Source organism: Agrobacterium sp. lyk4-40-TYG-31 (genome assembly GCF_030209855.1).
Lineage (GTDB): Bacteria > Pseudomonadota > Alphaproteobacteria > Rhizobiales > Rhizobiaceae > Agrobacterium > Agrobacterium vaccinii.
In genome coordinates this window covers 307,282-323,732 of the sequence record NZ_JARVRE010000005.1, presented here as the reverse complement: position 1 = coordinate 323,732, position 16,451 = coordinate 307,282, and the positions used below count along the sequence as shown (strand labels likewise).

The following is a 16,451-nucleotide window of genomic DNA, read 5'->3' as shown; positions in this document are numbered from 1 at the left end:
AAATGTCCGATACCCATGGAAAATTCATCTGGGCGGAATTGATGACGCCGGACAAGGACAGCGCAGGCCGCTTTTACAGCCACCTCATCGGCTGGGACATCAAGGATTTCGGTTCACCGGAGATGGGCTACAAGATATTCGAGGCCAATGGCATCGGCGTCGGCGGCATGATGGAACTGACCGACGAGCACAAAGGCGAGGGCATTCCGCCAAACTGGACGCGCTATGTCGCCGTCGATGATGTGGATGCCACGGCAAAACGCTTCGAGGAAAAAGGCGGCAAGATCATGCGTCCGCCGAGCGATATCCCCGAAGTCGGGCGCTTCGCCGTGGTGACGGACCCATCGGGTGCGGTACTGTGCATCATGAAACCCCTGCCGATGGACAGCAGCGGCTTTCCCGAGGACAGCCACACTTTGACCGGCCACGTCGGCTGGAACGAGCTTTTCACCGATGATGTCGACAGCGCCATAGAATTCTACGGCGATGTCTTCGGCTGGACAAAGGACCATGACTTCGACCTGGGCGAGATGGGCCCATACCGCATGTTCGCTCACAACGGCAAAACCATCGGCGGCATCATGAAGCGCCCACCCCAGGTGCCCGTCTGCCACTGGGGCTATTACTTCAACGTCGATGGCATAGACGACGCCATCACCCGCGTCAGCACCGGCGGCGGCAAGGTCGTCAACGGCCCGATGCCCGTGCCGGGCGACACCTGGATCGTCAACTGCCAGGATCCGCAGGGTGCGTATTTCTCGCTGGTTTCGCTGCGGAAGTGATGTCTAGTCCTGCTCGCTAATCACGACTGCACGGATACTCCGTGCGGTCGATGGCGGGAAAGCGATTGGCTTTGAATGGCTTCGGCTCGCTCAATCATATCGCCTCCGCCTCCGCCTCAAAAGCCAATCGCACGAGTTTCTATCTTTAGCGTGCAGTGACCGTCGCAGGAGATTTTCGCGTAAACGCTGACGCTTTCGTCGTTATAGCGTCCAGTGCATACAAGATCCGGTTCTGTTGCAAGAAGGTCTTTCGCCGGTGGGGTCAGCCCCAACTCTGCACAACCCGTCTTTACCAAAGTGATCGTATCGTTGTCCCCGGATTTAAGAGTGATTTCCTGATAGGCGGTTTCTGGCATGGGGCCATCGGGCGGCTCTACATCAATAGTGCCGGTGGACAATACGTCGATATTTCCAGACGAGATGATTTTTGTAAGAAGTTCAGCGCTGGTTCCTGTGCGTTTTATGCTCCAACTCTGCTGTGCTGATGCGATGCTGGTGCAAAGCAAGGAGCAAATCATCAGTTCCACGAAAATAGTCGCGCTGCGTAGATATATATTCATGAACATTTCAAATCCTTTGAAAACCTGAAAGATCACCCACTCCTCGTCAATCTCACATGATCGATAAAAGCCCGCAGCTTAGGGGCGAGATTGCGGCGGCTGGGGTAGTAGAGGTAGAAGCCCGCGAAGCTGGGGCAATAGTCTTCCAGCATCGGCAGCAGTTGGCCGCGTTCGATATAGGGGCGGAAGGTTTCTTCCATTCCGAAGGTGATGCCGGCGCCTGCGCAGGCCAGCTTGATCATCAGTTGCATATCGTTGGTGGTGAATTCCGGCTGAACCGCCACGGCAAATTCACGGTCGTTTTTCATGAATTCCCAACGGTAGGGCGCTACGCCGGGGCGGGGACGCCAGCCTATGCAGCTGTGGTCGATCAACTCTGCCGGATGGGATGGCACGCCGCGCCGATCCTTATAGGTTGGCGAGCAGACGGGAAGCTGGCGCTGTTCGACCGAGACGGGAACGGCGATCATATCCTGCGCGATCAATTCTCCCAGCCGCACGCCCGCATCATATTGTTCGGCAACGACATCGAACTCATCGTCGGTCACGGTAATATCCAGCTGAACCTCGGGATAAGCAGCCGCAAAACTGGCCAGCAGCGGGCCGGAGAGAAAGCGTTCGGCAATGGAGGACACGGCCAGCCGCAATTGCCCGCGCACCGTGCCGCCAAGCGAAGAGGTGGCAAGAGCTGCCTGCGCCAGATTGGCGATGGAGGGCGACACATCGGCATAGAACTGCTGCCCGGCTTCGGTCAGGCTGACGCTTCGCGTCGTTCGCTGCACCAGCGCGATGCCCATCATCTCCTCCAGCTTGCGGATGGTCTGGCTGACGGCGGAGCGGGTTACGCCCAGACGGTCTGCCGCGGCACGAAAATTTCGCTCTTCGGCGACCATGCAGAAAATCGATAGGGCATTGAGATCAATGTTCATTGGTTAGATTATCTATCCATTGAGGTTAGGATTGAGGCAGTTATCACGACGATGCCATCGAACTATCTTGTTCGCAACAGCACCGCTGCAACAGGGGCGGGGCTGGCAAACAAGGAGAAAAATCATGGCATTGAACAAAGTCGTTCTCATCACAGGCGCATCAAGCGGTATTGGCGAAGGCATCGCCCGCGAACTCGCCACTTCTCGCGCAAAGCTGGTTCTCGGCGCACGGCGCATGGACCGCCTTGAGGGACTGGCGCAGGAGCTTCGGCAGGCAGGCGCTGAGGTCGTTGCCCATACCCTCGATGTGACGGACCGTGATAGCGTCGCGGCTTTTGCGAAGGCTGGCCGGGATGCGTTTGGGCCAATCGACGTCATCGTCAATAATGCGGGCATCATGCCGCTGTCGCTGATGTCGTCCCTCAAGGTCGACGAGTGGGACCGTATGATCGACGTCAACATCAAGGGTGTGTTGTACGGTGTTGCCGCCGTGTTGCCGGAAATGACTGCCCGCAAATCTGGCCAGATCATCAACATCGCCTCCATCGGCGCTCTTGCCGTTTCGCCCACGGCGGCGGTCTATTGCGCCACGAAATTTGCAGTGCGTGCGATTTCCGATGGTCTGCGTCAGGAAAACAAGGATATCCGCGTGACCTGTATCCATCCCGGCGTGGTGGAAAGCGAACTGGCTGACACCATCACCGATCCCGCCGCAGCAGAATTGATGAAGGGGTACCGCTCCATCGCACTCAAACCCCAAGCCATCGGTCGCGCGGTGCGGTTTGCCATCGAGCAGCCTGACGATGTCGATATCAACGAAATCATCGTTCGCCCGACGGCTGCGTGAGGGGAGCAAGTGATGAACATGGTCTCGACCTCGGTTTCCATCGCGGTTGCAACCGCCGCCACTGACGGCATTTCACCCGCGGCCAACGCCAATAGGGAGGTCCATATGACGAACCCAACATCCCAAAACCAAACTCACCCCTATCTCGGCATGTGGGTGACGGGTGACGGCCATATTCGGCAGGAGCTTTTGCCGAATGGACGATATGACGAAGCACGTGGAAACCGAAAAAGCGCCTATCAGGGGCGCTATGAGGTCAACGGCAATCATATCGATTACTGGGACGATACGGGCTTTACCGCGGATGGGGAGTTTGTGGATGATGTGCTGTATCACGGGGGGATGATTTTTTATCGGGACAAGTGATCTCTTCCCTCATTCCTGTGCTTGTCACAGGAATCCAGCAGACGCGCGTCTGCGCGGCGGAAGAGTCCTTTCAGCCCAAAGACTTGGGCTGACTAGATTCCTGTGACAAGCACAGGAATGAGGGGCACCACCACAGGCTTCTGACGAAAGCCGTGGCGTATCCTACCGCCGCAAACTCCCCAAGATACCCCGCACCAATGCACGCCCCACCGAACTCGCCACAGTGCGGGCCGCACTCTTCATCGCCGCCTCGATCACCGTTTCGCGCTGGTAGCCACCGCCAGCCTTGCGTTTCGTGCCGGTGGTGGAGGCTTGTGTCGGCTCCTCGTCGCCAAAGCCGGGCAGCTTCCAGCGGCTGGCCGCAGCGTCCGGTTGGTTTGCCTGTTCCTCAGTGGCACGCTTAGCCGCTTCCGCATCGGCGGCTTTCTGGGCGCGGGCGGCGAGAAGTTCGAAGGCGGATTCACGGTCTAGGTCGGTGTCGTAGATACCGGCGACCGGGCTGGTGCTCATGATGCTGCGGCGCTCGTCATCGCTGACGGGGCCGACGCGGCCTGATGGCGGGCGAACCAGCGTGCGCTCCACGATAGAAGGTGCACCCTTGTCGCCCAGTGTCGAAACAAGCGCCTCGCCGGTGCCGAGTGTGGTGATGGCATCCGCCGTGCTGAAGGCCGGGTTCTGGCGAAATGTGTCGGCGGCGGTCTTCACCGCCTTCTGCTCGCGCGGCGTATAGGCGCGAAGCGCATGCTGCACGCGATTGCCCAGCTGTGCCAGAACGGTTTCCGGCACATCCAACGGATTTTGCGTCACGAAATAAACGCCGACGCCCTTGGAGCGAATGAGGCGGACGACCTGCTCCACGCGCTCCACCAGCACACGCGGTGCGTCGTTGAACAGCAGATGCGCCTCGTCGAAGAAAAAGACGAGTTTCGGCTTGGCGGGATCGCCCACCTCCGGCAGTTCCTCGAACAGTTCCGAGAGCATCCACAACAGGAATGTGCCGTAAAGGCGCGGGTTCATCATCAGCTTGTCAGCAGCCAGAACCGAGATCGTGCCGCGACCATCGCTGGTGGTGCGCATGATATCCGAAATCTTCAGCGCCGGTTCGCCGAAGAAATGCTCGGCACCCTGTTGCTCCAGCACCAGCAGCCCGCGTTGCAGCGAGCCGACGGAGGATTTGGAAATCAGGCCGAACTGGTTGGACAGTTCTGAGGCATGTTCGCCCATATAGTTGAGCAGCGCCTGCAAATCCTTGAGATCCAGCAGCGGCAACCCACCCTGATCGGCGATCTTGAAGGCGATGTTCAGCACGCCTTCCTGCGCCTCGGATGCATCCATGAGACGCGCCAGCAGAAGCGGCCCCATTTCGGCAATGGTGGCGCGCACGCGGTGGCCTTTTTCACCGTAGAGGTCCCAGAAAATCACCGGAAACTGCTCGAAGGCAAGGTCGGTAAAGCCGATCTGCTCGGCACGCTTCGTTACCCAGTCCTTGGCCTCACCCTTGGCCGCGATGCCTGAGAGGTCGCCCTTCACGTCGGCGCAAAACACCGGCACGCCAGCCTTGGCAAATCCTTCGGCCAGCACCTGAAGCGACACGGTTTTGCCCGTGCCCGTCGCGCCGGTAATGAGAGCGTGTCGGTTGCCGAAGCGCAGATCGAGATATTCGCCCTTGTTCAGGCTATCGTCGGCGTTGCGGCTCGTGCCGATGTAGAGCTTTCCATCCTGCAACATCAGGCCATTTCCTCCGGTCAGCGGGCATGGGTGCCCTTTATCCAATCTTTGCAATATTCTTATATGAACTGGCTGCGGGCTCAACAACTGTTTGATAAGGTTGTCGAAGCAGGGTCGCAAACTTCGCGGCGGCGGCATTTCCCACCTTGTGTCCAAACTTCAGTTGTTTTACGTTGACGTTAACGTCATTTATTCGTTTTCAGGAGGAAGACTATGAGCGAAATCGTTACCCAGGTTGCCGATAAGGTTGGTATCGAACACGACAAGGCCGAAAAGGCTTTGGGCATGATGCTGGGCTTTCTCCAGCGTGAAGCGGATGACGCACCCGTCGCCAAGATGATCGAAGCCATTCCCGGCGCGCCGGATCTGGTTGCCCGCTTCAACGGCGAAGGCCAGGGCGGTGGCGGTTTGCTGGGTGGCCTGATGAGCGCCATCGGTGGCGGCGGCATCATGGGTCTCGGCCAGCAGCTGATGAGCCAGGGCCTCGGCATGAGCGAGATTTCTGCTTTGGCCAAGGAAACCATCGCAATCGCCCGCCAGCACGCAGGCGACGAAACCGTGGATCAGGTCATCGCATCCGTTCCGGGCCTCAGCCAGTTCGCTTAAATCATTGATCATTCAAGGCGCGGGGATGGCTTTTTGAAAGCCTCCCGCGCCTTTTCTATTTCGGCATGGTGGGTTTCGGCCCAAATCCAGACGCCGCAAAATGCGCTGCCCAAGGTCTTGCCGAGATGGGTCAGGCTATAGTCCACATGAGGCGGAATGACGGGGTGAACGGTGCGGTTTACCAGCCCGTCGCATTCCATTTGCCGCAGCGTTTTCGTCAGCATTTTCTGGCTGATATCACCGACGACTTTGCCAATCTGGGTGAAGCGCAGCGTGCCGTTTTCTTCCAGCGCCTCCAGAATGAGCATCGTCCACTTGTCCGCGACCTTCGCGATAATATCCTGAACCAGTGCCTCGATGGCCGGATCGGTCACATCGGGTGGCGGGTGCTGGCGCCTGTTTTCGATATCGGGATCGGCATGATGCCTTTTCATTCAGACACTCTCTTTCGGGTAAGTATAAATCTTTTGGGTGCCTACTTTCGATTGGAGAGCATCGTAGCTAACTTGAGTTCACCCAACAAGAGAGGTTATCTCGATGAAGACGACAGGCAATACCATTCTCATCACCGGCGGCGGTTCCGGTATCGGTCGGGCGCTGGCCGAGGCGTTTCACGCGCTTGGCAATAAAGTCATCATATCGGGGCGTCGTCGGGCGGTGCTGGATGAGGTGACGGCTGCCAACCCCGGCATGGCATCCATGGTGCTGGACGCAACCCAGGCCGCTGGCATCCGCGATTTCGCAAACGCCCTGACCCGCGAGCACCCGGATTTGAATGTCGTCATCAACAATGCCGGCATCATGAAGAACGAGGATATCACATCCGCCCCTGATTATCTCGACACGGCAGAAGAGACCATCGCCACAAATCTTCTGGCCCCCATTCGGCTAACGGCAGCGCTCTTGCCGCATTTCCTGCAAAAGCCTGACGCTGCGGTGCTGACCGTCTCATCAGGCCTCGCCTTCGTACCCATGGTGGCCACGCCCACCTACAGTGCCACCAAATCCGCCATCCACGCCTATTCGATGGCCATCCGCGAACAGCTCAAGGGCACGTCTGTCGAGGTCATCGAGATCATTCCGCCATACGTCCAGACGACGCTCCAAGGCGATCATCAGGCAACGGACGACCGCGCCATGCCGCTGGATGCCTATATCGCCGAGGTCATGGATATCCTGACCAACCAGCCGGATGCAACGGAAGTGGTGGTAGAACGCTGCAAGCCGCTACGGTTCGCGGCTGAGAACGGCAATTTCGATCAGGTGTTTGCGATGGTGAATGGGGTGCATTCTTAGGCTCCGCGAAAGCCTCGTGTTCGAAGAGATTATGGCTTTTGTTTCCTGGCGGCGTTACGCCGTCAGGCCGAGCCACTCGCGCCAAGCCTTGCCATTATCCGTCGTCCAATCGATGACGCATGCTCCGATAGGCGCTAGGCCGTATTTTTCTATCGTCTCTCTGTCTTTATAACGTGCGTTGAAGCGAGCGCGTGCAGCTGAGCTTTTTTGATCGTTCTCAAACATGAAGAAGCCGTAGTTTCCGAAACCTATAAATCCGAGGCGGCTCTGCTCTTCGAGATGATCCAGCAAGTTTTGGCCAAATAGCGATGCGGGCTCATCGGAGCCATCGTGAAAGCTCATGAAAAGCTCTTGGTCGGGCGACTCCATGTCCATCGCAACGACGTTGCCACCACCATCCCTTGCTATAGGGAAACTACGTTCCGCCATATTCGCATGGATGGCATAATGTGCTTGCTCCCTCTTGTCCTGCTTTTCGGTCGCTGCCTTTCTAAAGGATGTAATCCAACTTTCTCTTTCCTCCCAGAGTTGAGCAATGTCTTCTAGATCAACCCGCACACTGCCCTTGTTTATCAGTGGATCGTTATTTTCGTCAGAAAACGGCTTCGGAGGAACAATGCTGAACGCTACGGTGTAAAGGTGGTTTTCTACGACTATTTTAGCGGGCAAAAACCAGACTATATTTATTCCGCTACTGCATTCTTTAAAAAATTTTCTCAAACTAGAAGGAAGGGATTGACCGATTCTTTGTTCGACGCGAGCGATGTCATCTTCTTCGGCGGGTGGTTTTATTATAAAATGAACTGGCTTTGGCTCATCTTCCCAGTCGCCGGTAAAGCTCATTTCCAGAGCGCGTTGCTCAAACATGGCCACCCGCTCTACGAGGCGCTTCCACTGGTCATTCATGCTCTCTCCCTGGCCGTCTCGTACGCTCAACACACTTACCGCTGATATTCCAATAAGAAGGTGACGCCTTGTCAAACGTGCTGACATTAATGTTCTTTTAAATCAAAAGTTGAAAATATGAGAATTAGGTACTTTTTCCAAGAGAAAAGGCCCGATTTTTCGGGCCTTTAAAGTTTGAAGTAGTAGTGACTTAGAAATCCCACTCCGGCGCCAAATGACCCGGATTGACGATCCGGCCATCCGCCTTCGCCAGCGCGAAGACCGCTTGGATTTCATCGCTTGAAAGCTCGAAATCGAAGATGTCGTAGTTTTCCTGCAACCGGCTCTCCGTCGCGGTTTTGGATAGCCCGATGACATCCGGTTGCTGCACGGCCCAGCGGAGTGCGACTTGTGCTGCCGTCTTGCCGTGTTTCGCGCCAATGTCCTTCAGCACCGTATCGTGGGGCACCTTGCCGTCGGCCATCAAGTAGTAGGCCGTAATGGAAATGCCGTGTTTGCGGGCAGCTTCGATGACCTTGGTCTGGTCGAGATAAGGGTGGTACTCGATCTGGTTGTTGGCAACGGGTGCATCGGAGAGTTTTACGGCCTCGTCGGTCAGCGCCACGTTGAAGTTGGAAATACCGATATTGCGGGTCTTGCCAGCCTTGTGCACCTCGTTCAGCGCGCCCATGCGTTCCGCCAGCGGCACGTCGCTTTTTGGCCAATGCAGCAGAAGAAGGTCGACGTAATCGGTCTTCAGCTTTTTCAGGCTCTCATCGACCGACTTGATGAAGTCGGCATGCTTATATTGATCGACCCAAACCTTGGTCGTGAGAAAGATGTCGCCACGCGCAACACCGGAATTGGCAATGACGTCGCCGACGGACGCTTCGTTCTTGTAGATTTGCGCCGTATCGACATGGCGGAAACCGAGTTTCAGGGCCTGCGGCAGAATGCGGTGGACGTCGTCATCCGGCATCCGAAACGTGCCGAAGCCGAGCGCTGGAATGTTCGCGCCATTGGCGTTCACTGTGTGCATGATGGTCTCCTTGGTGGGAGTTGGCCCGGCAGTGCGGGCGGGAATGTGTACCAGGGATAAGTGTGTGGTCGGCGGTTTGGTTCAAGCCGCCTTCGTAACATTCGCCGAATGACAGGCGGGCGCGTCGCGCAAATGCCCCGGTTTTCAAGGCCCCAGGCGGGCCAAAACAAAATGCGGGCACCATGGCCCGCATCGTTATTTCTATCCGTTGTCTATCTGTGGAAACAGACTGCCGTTTCTCAGCTTGTCAGGCGTGGCGAGGTGATCACGCGCTTGAACAGGGCTGCCATGGCGTCGGTAATGCCCTGTGTCGGGCTGACCTCGAAGTAGAGGCCGGGCGTGGCGCATTCTTCCATCTTGGTGCCGATCTGCGACTGGAACGGGCTGATCCACTTGTTGTACCAGTCGTTTGTCGGCAGGGGCAGATAGGTTGTGTAGAGCACGGCGATGCGGTAGCCTTTGTCTTTCAGCGCGGTGCAAAGCTTGGTGTCGATCGGCTCCTGACAACGACCACCGGTCAGCTTCTTTGTGCAGCCCGATGGCTTGTAGCTATCGCCGACGCCATCGGAAACGAAGAAGACGACCTTATCGGGGTTTGCGGAACTGGTGCCATCGCCCGCCGTGCCCATCTTGGTGCTGATTTGCGTCAACGCCCGGTCGAAGTCGGTCATCTGGTCGTTGTTGAAACCCTGCATCGGGATGGACATCAAGTCGATGTCGCTTGCCTTCTTTTTGGTGGTGGCAAGATCGGCACTCAAGGCCGATACTTCCAGAAGCTTGGTATCTTCAGCCTTTTCACCGAACGTATAGACTGCCATCCTGTACTGGTTGACGGCCTTGCGGGTGGCGACGGCGGTGTCCATCAGGCTTGCGGTTGCCTGCGCAACGACGTTGATGCGGGTGGTAACGCCAAGCGACTTGGCCTTAAAATAGTAGCTGTTCTGATCGGCCACACCGTCCTTCACGATGTGACAGGCGAAGGCACATTTGTCTTTGGTATTGGCCACCAGCTTCGCCACGTCGGCTGGTGTCGCGCCAACGCCCATGGATGGTGTGTTGTCCAGCAACAGGTAGAAGTCGCTGAAGGACTCCGTTTCGTATTTCGCAGTGGCCCTGCCGCCCACGGTCACGAATTGCTTGCCGAGGAGTTTGGTGAGCGAGGTATCGACGGTGGCCTGAAAGGTGATCGCCGCCTGGACGACGTTTCCGACCTTTTCGACAGCTAGCTTAACGCTATCGACCTTGAAGTCATCGCGCCCCACGGCGTCGCTCGTGAAGAACTCCATCGCCTCGCCATTGGGAACCGAAATCTTGCCGTCACCCGACATCTTTCGGGCAGCTTCCACATAGGTGGACATCTTGGCCACGGAAGACAGAACGGCGGCATCGGCTGCCTGCTGAAGATCGGTCTTTACCGCCATTGCCTGGCTGATATCCAGAGCCACGCCCGCCGACCCGAAAATCGGGACGATCATCAGCGCGGTCAGAATTCCAAAGTTACCCGATCTGTCTTGCCAGAAATTTCGCACGTTCTACCCCAGCGTTTCGATGTGCTGGAAGTATAGGTCGACAAAATTGAAAACTCGTTTCTGGAGATAACTAACGTGTTGTGAATATATTGCATTAATCTATTGATATTCAGGCATAATCATTGAGCCTTAAAGCCGTTTCGAGATGACGGCCATCTTCCAGGAAAATACATTGTCACGTTCGCAGCGGCTTCTCGATCTCTTGCAACTTTTGCGCACGCATCGCAGGCCGGTCAGCGGTGCTGAACTGGCCAGAGAGACTGGCATCAGCCTGCGCACACTCTACCGCGATATCGCGACGCTTCAGGCGCAGGGCGCCAATATCGAGGGTGAGGCCGGTGTGGGATATGTGCTGCGACCCGGTTTTCTGCTGCCACCCCTGATGTTTACCGAAGCCGAAATAGAAGCGCTCGTTTTGGGCTCGCGCTGGGTGGCAGGCCGGGCGGATGGCACCATGGCAACGGCAGCGCGGGCAGCGCTGGCGAAAATCGCTGCCGTTCTGCCGGAAGAACTGGGCGAAGAGCTTGAAAACTCCACGCTTCTGATCGGCCCCGGTAAGGTGCTGGAGATGGCGCATGTCGAGCTTGGTATGCTGCGGGCGACCATTCGCAGCCAGTTGAAAGCGCAGATCGACTACGGCGATGAAAACGGGCAGGGCACGCAACGCACGGTGTGGCCCTTTGCGCTGGCGTTTTTCGATCAGGTGCGGGTGGTTCTGGCATGGTGCGAGCTGCGGCAGGATTTTCGCAGCTTCCGGGCAGACCGCATCACCGCGTTCCAGCCGCTGTCCACACGATATCCACGCAGCCGCCACTCTCTTTTAAAGGAATGGCGTGCGCGCCAGGCAATCACTGCTGACAAAAACTGACAGCAGCACGGTCTAGGCTCACTCCATCGTCACAAAGGAGACAGAGCGATGATCCATCCCAACTTCACCATCCTGTTCGTGGAAAACCCGGTAAAAAGCACCGAATTCTACAAGGACCTGTTCGGCACTGCACCCGTCGAAGCGTCCGAGACCTTCGCGCTGTTCATTCTGCAAGGCGGCCTCAAATTCGGCCTCTGGTCACGGCACACGGCAGAACCCGCCGTGACTGTCACAGGCGGCGGAACGGAAGTCGTCTTTCAGGTTGCGGCGGATAGCGACGTCGATGCGCTCCACCTGGAATGGAAGGCCAAAGGCCTGACGATTTTGCAAGCGCCGACCACCATGGATTTCGGTTACACCTTCGCAGCCGCCGATCCCGATGGGCACCGCCTGCGCGTCTACGCATTCCACGGCTAACGCTTGACCGCCACGATAAAAAGACGTGGAAACCGCAGCAGCCGCCGACCGTCTGCCATGGGTGGATAGGCGGCGTCGATGCGGGCCAGATAGTCGGCGAGGAACGCTTCGCGGTGTTCTTCGCCTGCCGCATCCAGATAGGGGCGAAGGCCGGTGCCCTTGACCCATTCCACAATGGCCTGGGCACCCTGCATAGGGTGGTTATAGATCGTATGCCAGACATCGACGCGTGCCGATTTCGGGGAAAGCCGGTCGAAATAGGTGGCTGGAGAAGGCAGGGGGCGTCGGCGCAATCGGTTGCCCTCGAAGGCTGTGCTCCACGGTCCCGCAGCGCCGGTTTCTTCCATCGCCAGATGGCTGCGTTCGCCCAGATTATCCGGCATCTGCACGGCCAGCACGCCGCCGGGCTTCAAGTGATCCATCAGCGCAACAAGAACATCCAAGTGGTTCGGCAGCCATTGAAAAACGGCATTGGCATAGAGCAGATCGGCCTTCTGCTGTGGCTTCCATGTGGCCAGATCGGCCCTTTGGAACGTGGTGTTGGGTAGCCGAAGCCGCGCCTTTTCCAGCATATCCTGATCGCTATCCACGCCCGTGATGACGTTGACACCGTAACGCTCGGCCAAAAGCTCGGTCGAATTGCCGGGTCCACAACCCAGATCGTACCCCGCCACCAGCTTTTCCAGCGGCACCTGCGCCAGGAGATCACTGGCCGGGCGCGTGCGTTCATTCTCGAATTTCAGATATTGTTGCGCCGACCAGACCATTTTGCACTCCTTCGCCAGCCTTGAATTTTGCACGGCGTGGCGGCCCTGACCAGCCGACAACCTATCAATAAGCGTGATGGGTCCATCGACGCCGCTTGTGTGATTGCGCAATAAAATCCAAGGATTGGGGCGGTTTTCCGTAACTTTCCATCAATTTCCGATGTCAGGAGCATTTGGTCTTGACGCTTGGAGTACAGAGGCATTCATTCGCCGGAACTATTCCAAGGAGAATGCCATGTCCGTCGATACCGCACCCCGATCCACCACCTGGACCTATGTCGATGGCCAGTGGCTGCCCGGCAACCCGCCGTTGATCGGACCGACCTCGCATGCCATGTGGCTGGCTTCCACGGTGTTCGATGGTGCGCGCTGGTTCAACGGTCTGGCACCGGATCTCGATCTGCACTGCCAGCGCGTCAACCGCTCTGCCATCAACATGGGCCTGAAGCCGACCTTTACGGCAGAGGAAATCGAGCAACTGGCGCTGGAAGGTGTGGCCAAGTTCGATGGCAATATGGCGATCTACATCAAGCCGATGTACTGGGCGGAACATGGCATGCCGGGCAGCATCGTCGCACCGGATGCAGCCTCCACGCGCTTCGCACTGTGCCTGTTCGAAGCGCCGATGGATGCAGGCGCGCCCGTCACGCTCACAGTCTCGTCCCTGCGCCGCCCTTCGCCGGAAACCGCCATGACGGATGCCAAGGCCGGTAGCCTTTACCCCAACAGCGGGCGCGCCATCATCGAGGCCCGTTCTCGCGGGTTCAGCGGCGCGCTGATGCTGGATATGAACGGCAATGTCGCCGAGACGTCTTCGGCCAACGTCTTCATGGTCAAGGACGGCGTCGTCTTCACGCCCGTGCCCAACCGCACCTTCCTCGCCGGCATCACCCGCTCCCGTGTCATGCTCCTGCTGCGTCAGGCCGGTTTCGATGTGCGCGAGGCAACGCTCTCGGTCCAGGATTTCCGCGAAGCCGACGAAATCTTCTGCTCCGGCAATTACTCCAAGGTCTCGCCCGTGACGAAGCTGGACGAGCGTGAATTGCAGGCCGGTCCGGTGGCCCGCAAGGCGCTGGATTTGTATATGGAGTGGGCGGCAACTTCGGGTGTCGAGGCGGAGTGAGGGAGCCAAGCCGCAGGTGTTGAGCTTGGGGCGGGACCCCTCACTTGCGATTTCTAACACTTAGCGAAGACGCTAAGATGTTGAAATCGCTTTCTCTTCCACAAGGGGAGAGATAAGGCTGCCGCGCCGCCGCAGGTTACCTCTCCCCCAGTGGGAGAGGACAGAAAATCACGATCTTAGCTAAAAGCTAAGTCGTAGATTTTCTAGGTGAGGGGTCCAGCCCCTTGCTCCAACCTGTCAACCCTGCACCAACACACCCCGCGCCACATCCACCACCGCCTGCGTCAACGGCTTGAGCTTCTCCGCCGCCAGCCGATTCACCTGCCAGTACAGCGGAATATCCAGCGGCGTATCGGGCACCAGTTCCACCAGGCGACCCGAGGCCAGATGTTGGGCCACCAGTGCGTGCGGGTTCATGCCCCAGCCCATGCTCAACAGCGCTGCATCCACGAAACTTTGGGTGGAAGGCAGCCAGTGGGTGGGGTGAACGACGGGTGCGCCGAAGACATTTGACACCCATTGATGTTGCAGCCGGTCCTTCTGGTTGAAGGTCAGCGCTGGTGCCTGTGAGAGCCGCGCTTCCGTCACGCCGCCTGCGAAATATCGCGCCATGAATTGCGGGCTGGCGGTTGCGTGGTATCGCAAGGACCCGAGCGGCGTGACGCGGCACCCCTGCACCGGCCTTTCAAGGCTGGTGACGGCGCCCAGAACCCGGCCGCGTTGCAGCCACTCCGCCGTGTGGTCCTGATCGTCGACGGCAATGTTAAGCAGGTAGTTCTGCTCGGTGGCAAAGCCGGAGATGGCGTTGAGAAACCATGTGCCGAGGCTATCGGCATTGGTGGCGATGTGCAGCGTGACCTGCCGCCCCGGCTCGTCTGGCGTGAGCAGGGCGGGCAGTTGCCCGAACAACTCCGTTTCCAGCATGCCGACATGCTCCATGTGGCGGCAAACCCACTCGCCCTTTTCCGTTGCCGTGCATGGACTGCCGCGCAGGATCAGCACCGCACCCAACCGTTCCTCCAGTTGTTTGACGCGCTGTGAAACCGCCGAAGGCGTAACATGCAACGCATGAGCGGCCCGCTCGAAGCTGCCCGTCTGCACCACCATGGCCACCGCGCGAAGCGCCGCATAATCCAGCATATAAGTTAGCCTGCCTTAATCACGATAAGAAACCTTAACTGGATTAACCCAACTGCGCGCTCTATCCAAACCATGAATGAGGGCAGGACGATGGATTTTTCGACGTACATGACCGGTTTGATGATGGGGCTGACTCTGATCGTCGCCATCGGCGCGCAGAACGCGTTCGTCCTGCGGCAGGGCCTGCGCGGCGAGCACGTCTTCGCCGTGGTGCTGGCCTGCGCCCTGTCGGACGCCGTCCTCATCACCATCGGTTTCACCGCATTCCGGCAGATGGCCACCATTCTGCCTGCGCTGGAACCGGCCATGCGCTATGCAGGCGCTGCATTTCTGTTTTGGTATGGCGCAAAAAGCCTGCAATCGGCGCTCGGCCCCGCCAATGCCCTCGTCGCTGCCTCCAGCAATGCTTCACCCCTTTCGACAACGCTCGCCACCTGCCTCGCGCTGACATGGCTCAACCCGCATGTCTATCTCGACACTGTCGTGCTGCTCGGCACCATCTCCACGCAGTTTCCGGGGGCGGAAAAGGCATTCTGGGCAGGGGCGGTTACCTCGTCCTTCCTGTTCTTCTTTTTGCTGGGCTACGGCGCCTGCTGGCTGCGCCCCATCTTCGCCAATCCTCAAGCGTGGCGGATACTGGAGGGCGTGATTGCGCTTACCATGTGGCTGATTGCCATCAAGCTGTTGGCGGGTGGTTGAGAATGGCGGCAAGCGCCCGAAGCGGCGCGGTCAAATGCTTGTCGCGTCGAAGACCAAGCGCCAGCCTTCGTTCGAGCTTGGGTGACAAAGAACGCGCCTTCAGCGGCGAAGATTCTGCCTCACTCTGGATGGCCATGGCTGGAATGATGGCGACACCCAGCCCTGCTTGCGCGAGCTTCTTCAAAGCTTCGACGCTGCCGAGTTCCATCACGGGCTGAACGCGTTTGCCGCTCGCCCTCAGCCAGTCATCCACCAGCCGCCTTGTATTGCCACCTTCGTAAAGCAATAGCGGTTGGGAGGAGAGAAAATCGGCGGCGATTTCACTTGGTAGCGGCGCGGCATCTGGCGGAAAGATCGCCACCAGTTCTTCGCTATGGATGTCGCGCAGTTCAATGCTGCGCCCGCTCGTGGGCAGTGTCACGATGGCAGCATCGATCATATTCTCTTCCAGAAGCCGCAGAATATCCGGCGTATTGCCGGTCTGAACCTTGATCTCGACATCCGGCATGGCTTGGTGAATCTGACCCAGGATGGCAGGCAAAAAATAGATCAGCGTCGTCGCACCCGTGCCGATCCGCAGCCGACCAGAAGTGCCGCTGCGGTGAGGCGCCACCGCCTCTAGGGCCTGCGCGACATCCTCCGCGATGCGTCGCGCATGGACGAGAAGATCATGACCCGCAAACGTCGGCTGCATCCGCCGCCCCACGCGCTCCACCAGCCGTGTGCCCAACTGCTTTTCCAGCAAGCGAATATGCAGACTGATCGCGGGCTGGGTCATGCCTGCTTTCTGCGCTGCTGCTGAAAAGCTGCCGAGATCAGCCACATCCATGAAGCTGCGCAACTGCTTGAGATCGAAATCCATAGACAAAG

General features: G+C 58.1%; 19 protein-coding genes. 9 read left to right on the top strand and 10 right to left on the bottom strand.

The annotated features are described in order from the left end of the window. The first annotated feature begins 2 nt into the window (after positions 1-2). The gene (locus tag QRN55_RS11970; RefSeq protein WP_284776860.1) at positions 3-782 is read left to right on the top strand and encodes a VOC family protein; all 780 of its coding nucleotides are present in this window, start codon (positions 3-5) and stop codon (positions 780-782) included. Positions 783-898: 116 nt separating this feature from the next. Here QRN55_RS11970 and QRN55_RS11965 read toward each other — a convergent pair whose 3' ends face one another. Together QRN55_RS11965 and QRN55_RS11960 are read right to left on the bottom strand one after the other, a co-directional pair. Continuing rightward, positions 899-1,378, bottom strand: coding sequence for a hypothetical protein (locus QRN55_RS11965; RefSeq protein WP_284776859.1), 480 nt, complete (start codon positions 1,376-1,378; stop codon positions 899-901). Further along, complete coding sequence (locus QRN55_RS11960; protein ID WP_284776858.1) at positions 1,375-2,271, bottom strand: LysR family transcriptional regulator; 897 nt, start codon at positions 2,269-2,271, stop codon at positions 1,375-1,377. The genes QRN55_RS11965 and QRN55_RS11960 overlap by 4 nt, the downstream gene beginning before the upstream one ends. Positions 2,272-2,395: 124 nt before the next feature. Here QRN55_RS11960 and QRN55_RS11955 point away from each other — a divergent pair, with 124 nt between their 5' ends. Both QRN55_RS11955 and QRN55_RS11950 read left to right on the top strand, forming a co-directional pair. Beyond that, positions 2,396-3,118: an SDR family oxidoreductase gene (locus tag QRN55_RS11955; protein WP_284776857.1), complete on the top strand. Its 723-nt coding sequence runs from the start codon at positions 2,396-2,398 to the stop codon at positions 3,116-3,118. 12 nt (positions 3,119-3,130) lie between these two features. Continuing rightward, positions 3,131-3,484: an Atu4866 domain-containing protein gene (locus QRN55_RS11950; RefSeq protein WP_284776856.1), complete on the top strand. Its 354-nt coding sequence runs from the start codon at positions 3,131-3,133 to the stop codon at positions 3,482-3,484. A 162-nt stretch (positions 3,485-3,646) separates the two neighbouring features. Here the strand turns inward: QRN55_RS11950 and QRN55_RS11945 are convergent, their stop codons facing one another. Then, a complete protein-coding gene (locus tag QRN55_RS11945) occupies positions 3,647-5,212 on the bottom strand; it encodes a helicase HerA-like C-terminal domain-containing protein (RefSeq protein WP_284776855.1) in 1,566 nt (521 codons plus the stop codon). A gap of 213 nt (positions 5,213-5,425) precedes the next feature. On the opposite strand from QRN55_RS11945, the gene QRN55_RS11940 reads away from it, so the two are divergent. Continuing rightward, complete coding sequence (locus QRN55_RS11940) at positions 5,426-5,818, top strand: DUF937 domain-containing protein (RefSeq protein WP_045231254.1); 393 nt, start codon at positions 5,426-5,428, stop codon at positions 5,816-5,818. A gap of 8 nt (positions 5,819-5,826) precedes the next feature. Here the strand turns inward: QRN55_RS11940 and QRN55_RS11935 are convergent, their stop codons facing one another. Then, positions 5,827-6,252, bottom strand: a complete 426-nt coding sequence (locus tag QRN55_RS11935) for a winged helix-turn-helix transcriptional regulator (protein WP_284776854.1) — start codon at positions 6,250-6,252, stop codon at positions 5,827-5,829. Between the two features lie 103 nt (positions 6,253-6,355). On the opposite strand from QRN55_RS11935, the gene QRN55_RS11930 reads away from it, so the two are divergent. Beyond that, positions 6,356-7,114, top strand: coding sequence for an SDR family oxidoreductase (locus tag QRN55_RS11930; protein ID WP_284776853.1), 759 nt, complete (start codon positions 6,356-6,358; stop codon positions 7,112-7,114). Between the two features lie 54 nt (positions 7,115-7,168). Here the strand turns inward: QRN55_RS11930 and QRN55_RS11925 are convergent, their stop codons facing one another. From QRN55_RS11925 to QRN55_RS11915, 3 genes are all read right to left on the bottom strand, one after another. Beyond that, entirely contained in the window at positions 7,169-8,020 is an 852-nt protein-coding gene (locus tag QRN55_RS11925; RefSeq protein WP_284776852.1) for an SMI1/KNR4 family protein, read from the bottom strand. A 190-nt stretch (positions 8,021-8,210) separates the two neighbouring features. Next, positions 8,211-9,038, bottom strand: a complete 828-nt coding sequence (locus tag QRN55_RS11920) for an aldo/keto reductase (RefSeq protein WP_284776851.1) — start codon at positions 9,036-9,038, stop codon at positions 8,211-8,213. Positions 9,039-9,277: 239 nt separating this feature from the next. After that, entirely contained in the window at positions 9,278-10,567 is a 1,290-nt protein-coding gene (locus QRN55_RS11915; protein ID WP_284776850.1) for a pilus assembly protein TadG-related protein, read from the bottom strand. 172 nt (positions 10,568-10,739) lie between these two features. Here QRN55_RS11915 and QRN55_RS11910 point away from each other — a divergent pair, with 172 nt between their 5' ends. Further along, positions 10,740-11,435, top strand: coding sequence for a helix-turn-helix transcriptional regulator (locus QRN55_RS11910; RefSeq protein ID WP_284776849.1), 696 nt, complete (start codon positions 10,740-10,742; stop codon positions 11,433-11,435). 48 nt (positions 11,436-11,483) lie between these two features. After that, entirely contained in the window at positions 11,484-11,852 is a 369-nt protein-coding gene (locus tag QRN55_RS11905) for a VOC family protein (RefSeq protein ID WP_284776848.1), read from the top strand. Here the strand turns inward: QRN55_RS11905 and tam are convergent. Next, positions 11,849-12,619 (bottom strand): trans-aconitate 2-methyltransferase, encoded by a 771-nt coding sequence (tam, locus tag QRN55_RS11900; RefSeq protein WP_284776847.1) that lies wholly within the window; start codon positions 12,617-12,619, stop codon positions 11,849-11,851. The genes QRN55_RS11905 and tam overlap by 4 nt on opposite strands. A 235-nt stretch (positions 12,620-12,854) precedes the next feature. Here tam and QRN55_RS11895 point away from each other — a divergent pair, with 235 nt between their 5' ends. Continuing rightward, positions 12,855-13,742 (top strand): branched-chain amino acid aminotransferase, encoded by an 888-nt coding sequence (locus QRN55_RS11895; protein WP_284776846.1) that lies wholly within the window; start codon positions 12,855-12,857, stop codon positions 13,740-13,742. Between the two features lie 237 nt (positions 13,743-13,979). Here the strand turns inward: QRN55_RS11895 and QRN55_RS11890 are convergent, their stop codons facing one another. Beyond that, positions 13,980-14,882 carry a LysR family transcriptional regulator ArgP gene (locus QRN55_RS11890; RefSeq protein ID WP_284776845.1) on the bottom strand — a complete coding sequence of 301 codons (903 nt, stop codon included), beginning with the start codon at positions 14,880-14,882 and terminating at the stop codon, positions 13,980-13,982. A 90-nt stretch (positions 14,883-14,972) separates the two neighbouring features. Here QRN55_RS11890 and QRN55_RS11885 point away from each other — a divergent pair, with 90 nt between their 5' ends. After that, a complete protein-coding gene (locus QRN55_RS11885) occupies positions 14,973-15,581 on the top strand; it encodes a LysE/ArgO family amino acid transporter (protein WP_284776844.1) in 609 nt (202 codons plus the stop codon). On the opposite strand, the gene QRN55_RS11880 is transcribed toward QRN55_RS11885, so the two are convergent. Next, positions 15,559-16,443 (bottom strand): LysR family transcriptional regulator, encoded by an 885-nt coding sequence (locus QRN55_RS11880; protein WP_284776843.1) that lies wholly within the window; start codon positions 16,441-16,443, stop codon positions 15,559-15,561. The genes QRN55_RS11885 and QRN55_RS11880 overlap by 23 nt on opposite strands. Positions 16,444-16,451: the final 8 nt, after the last annotated feature.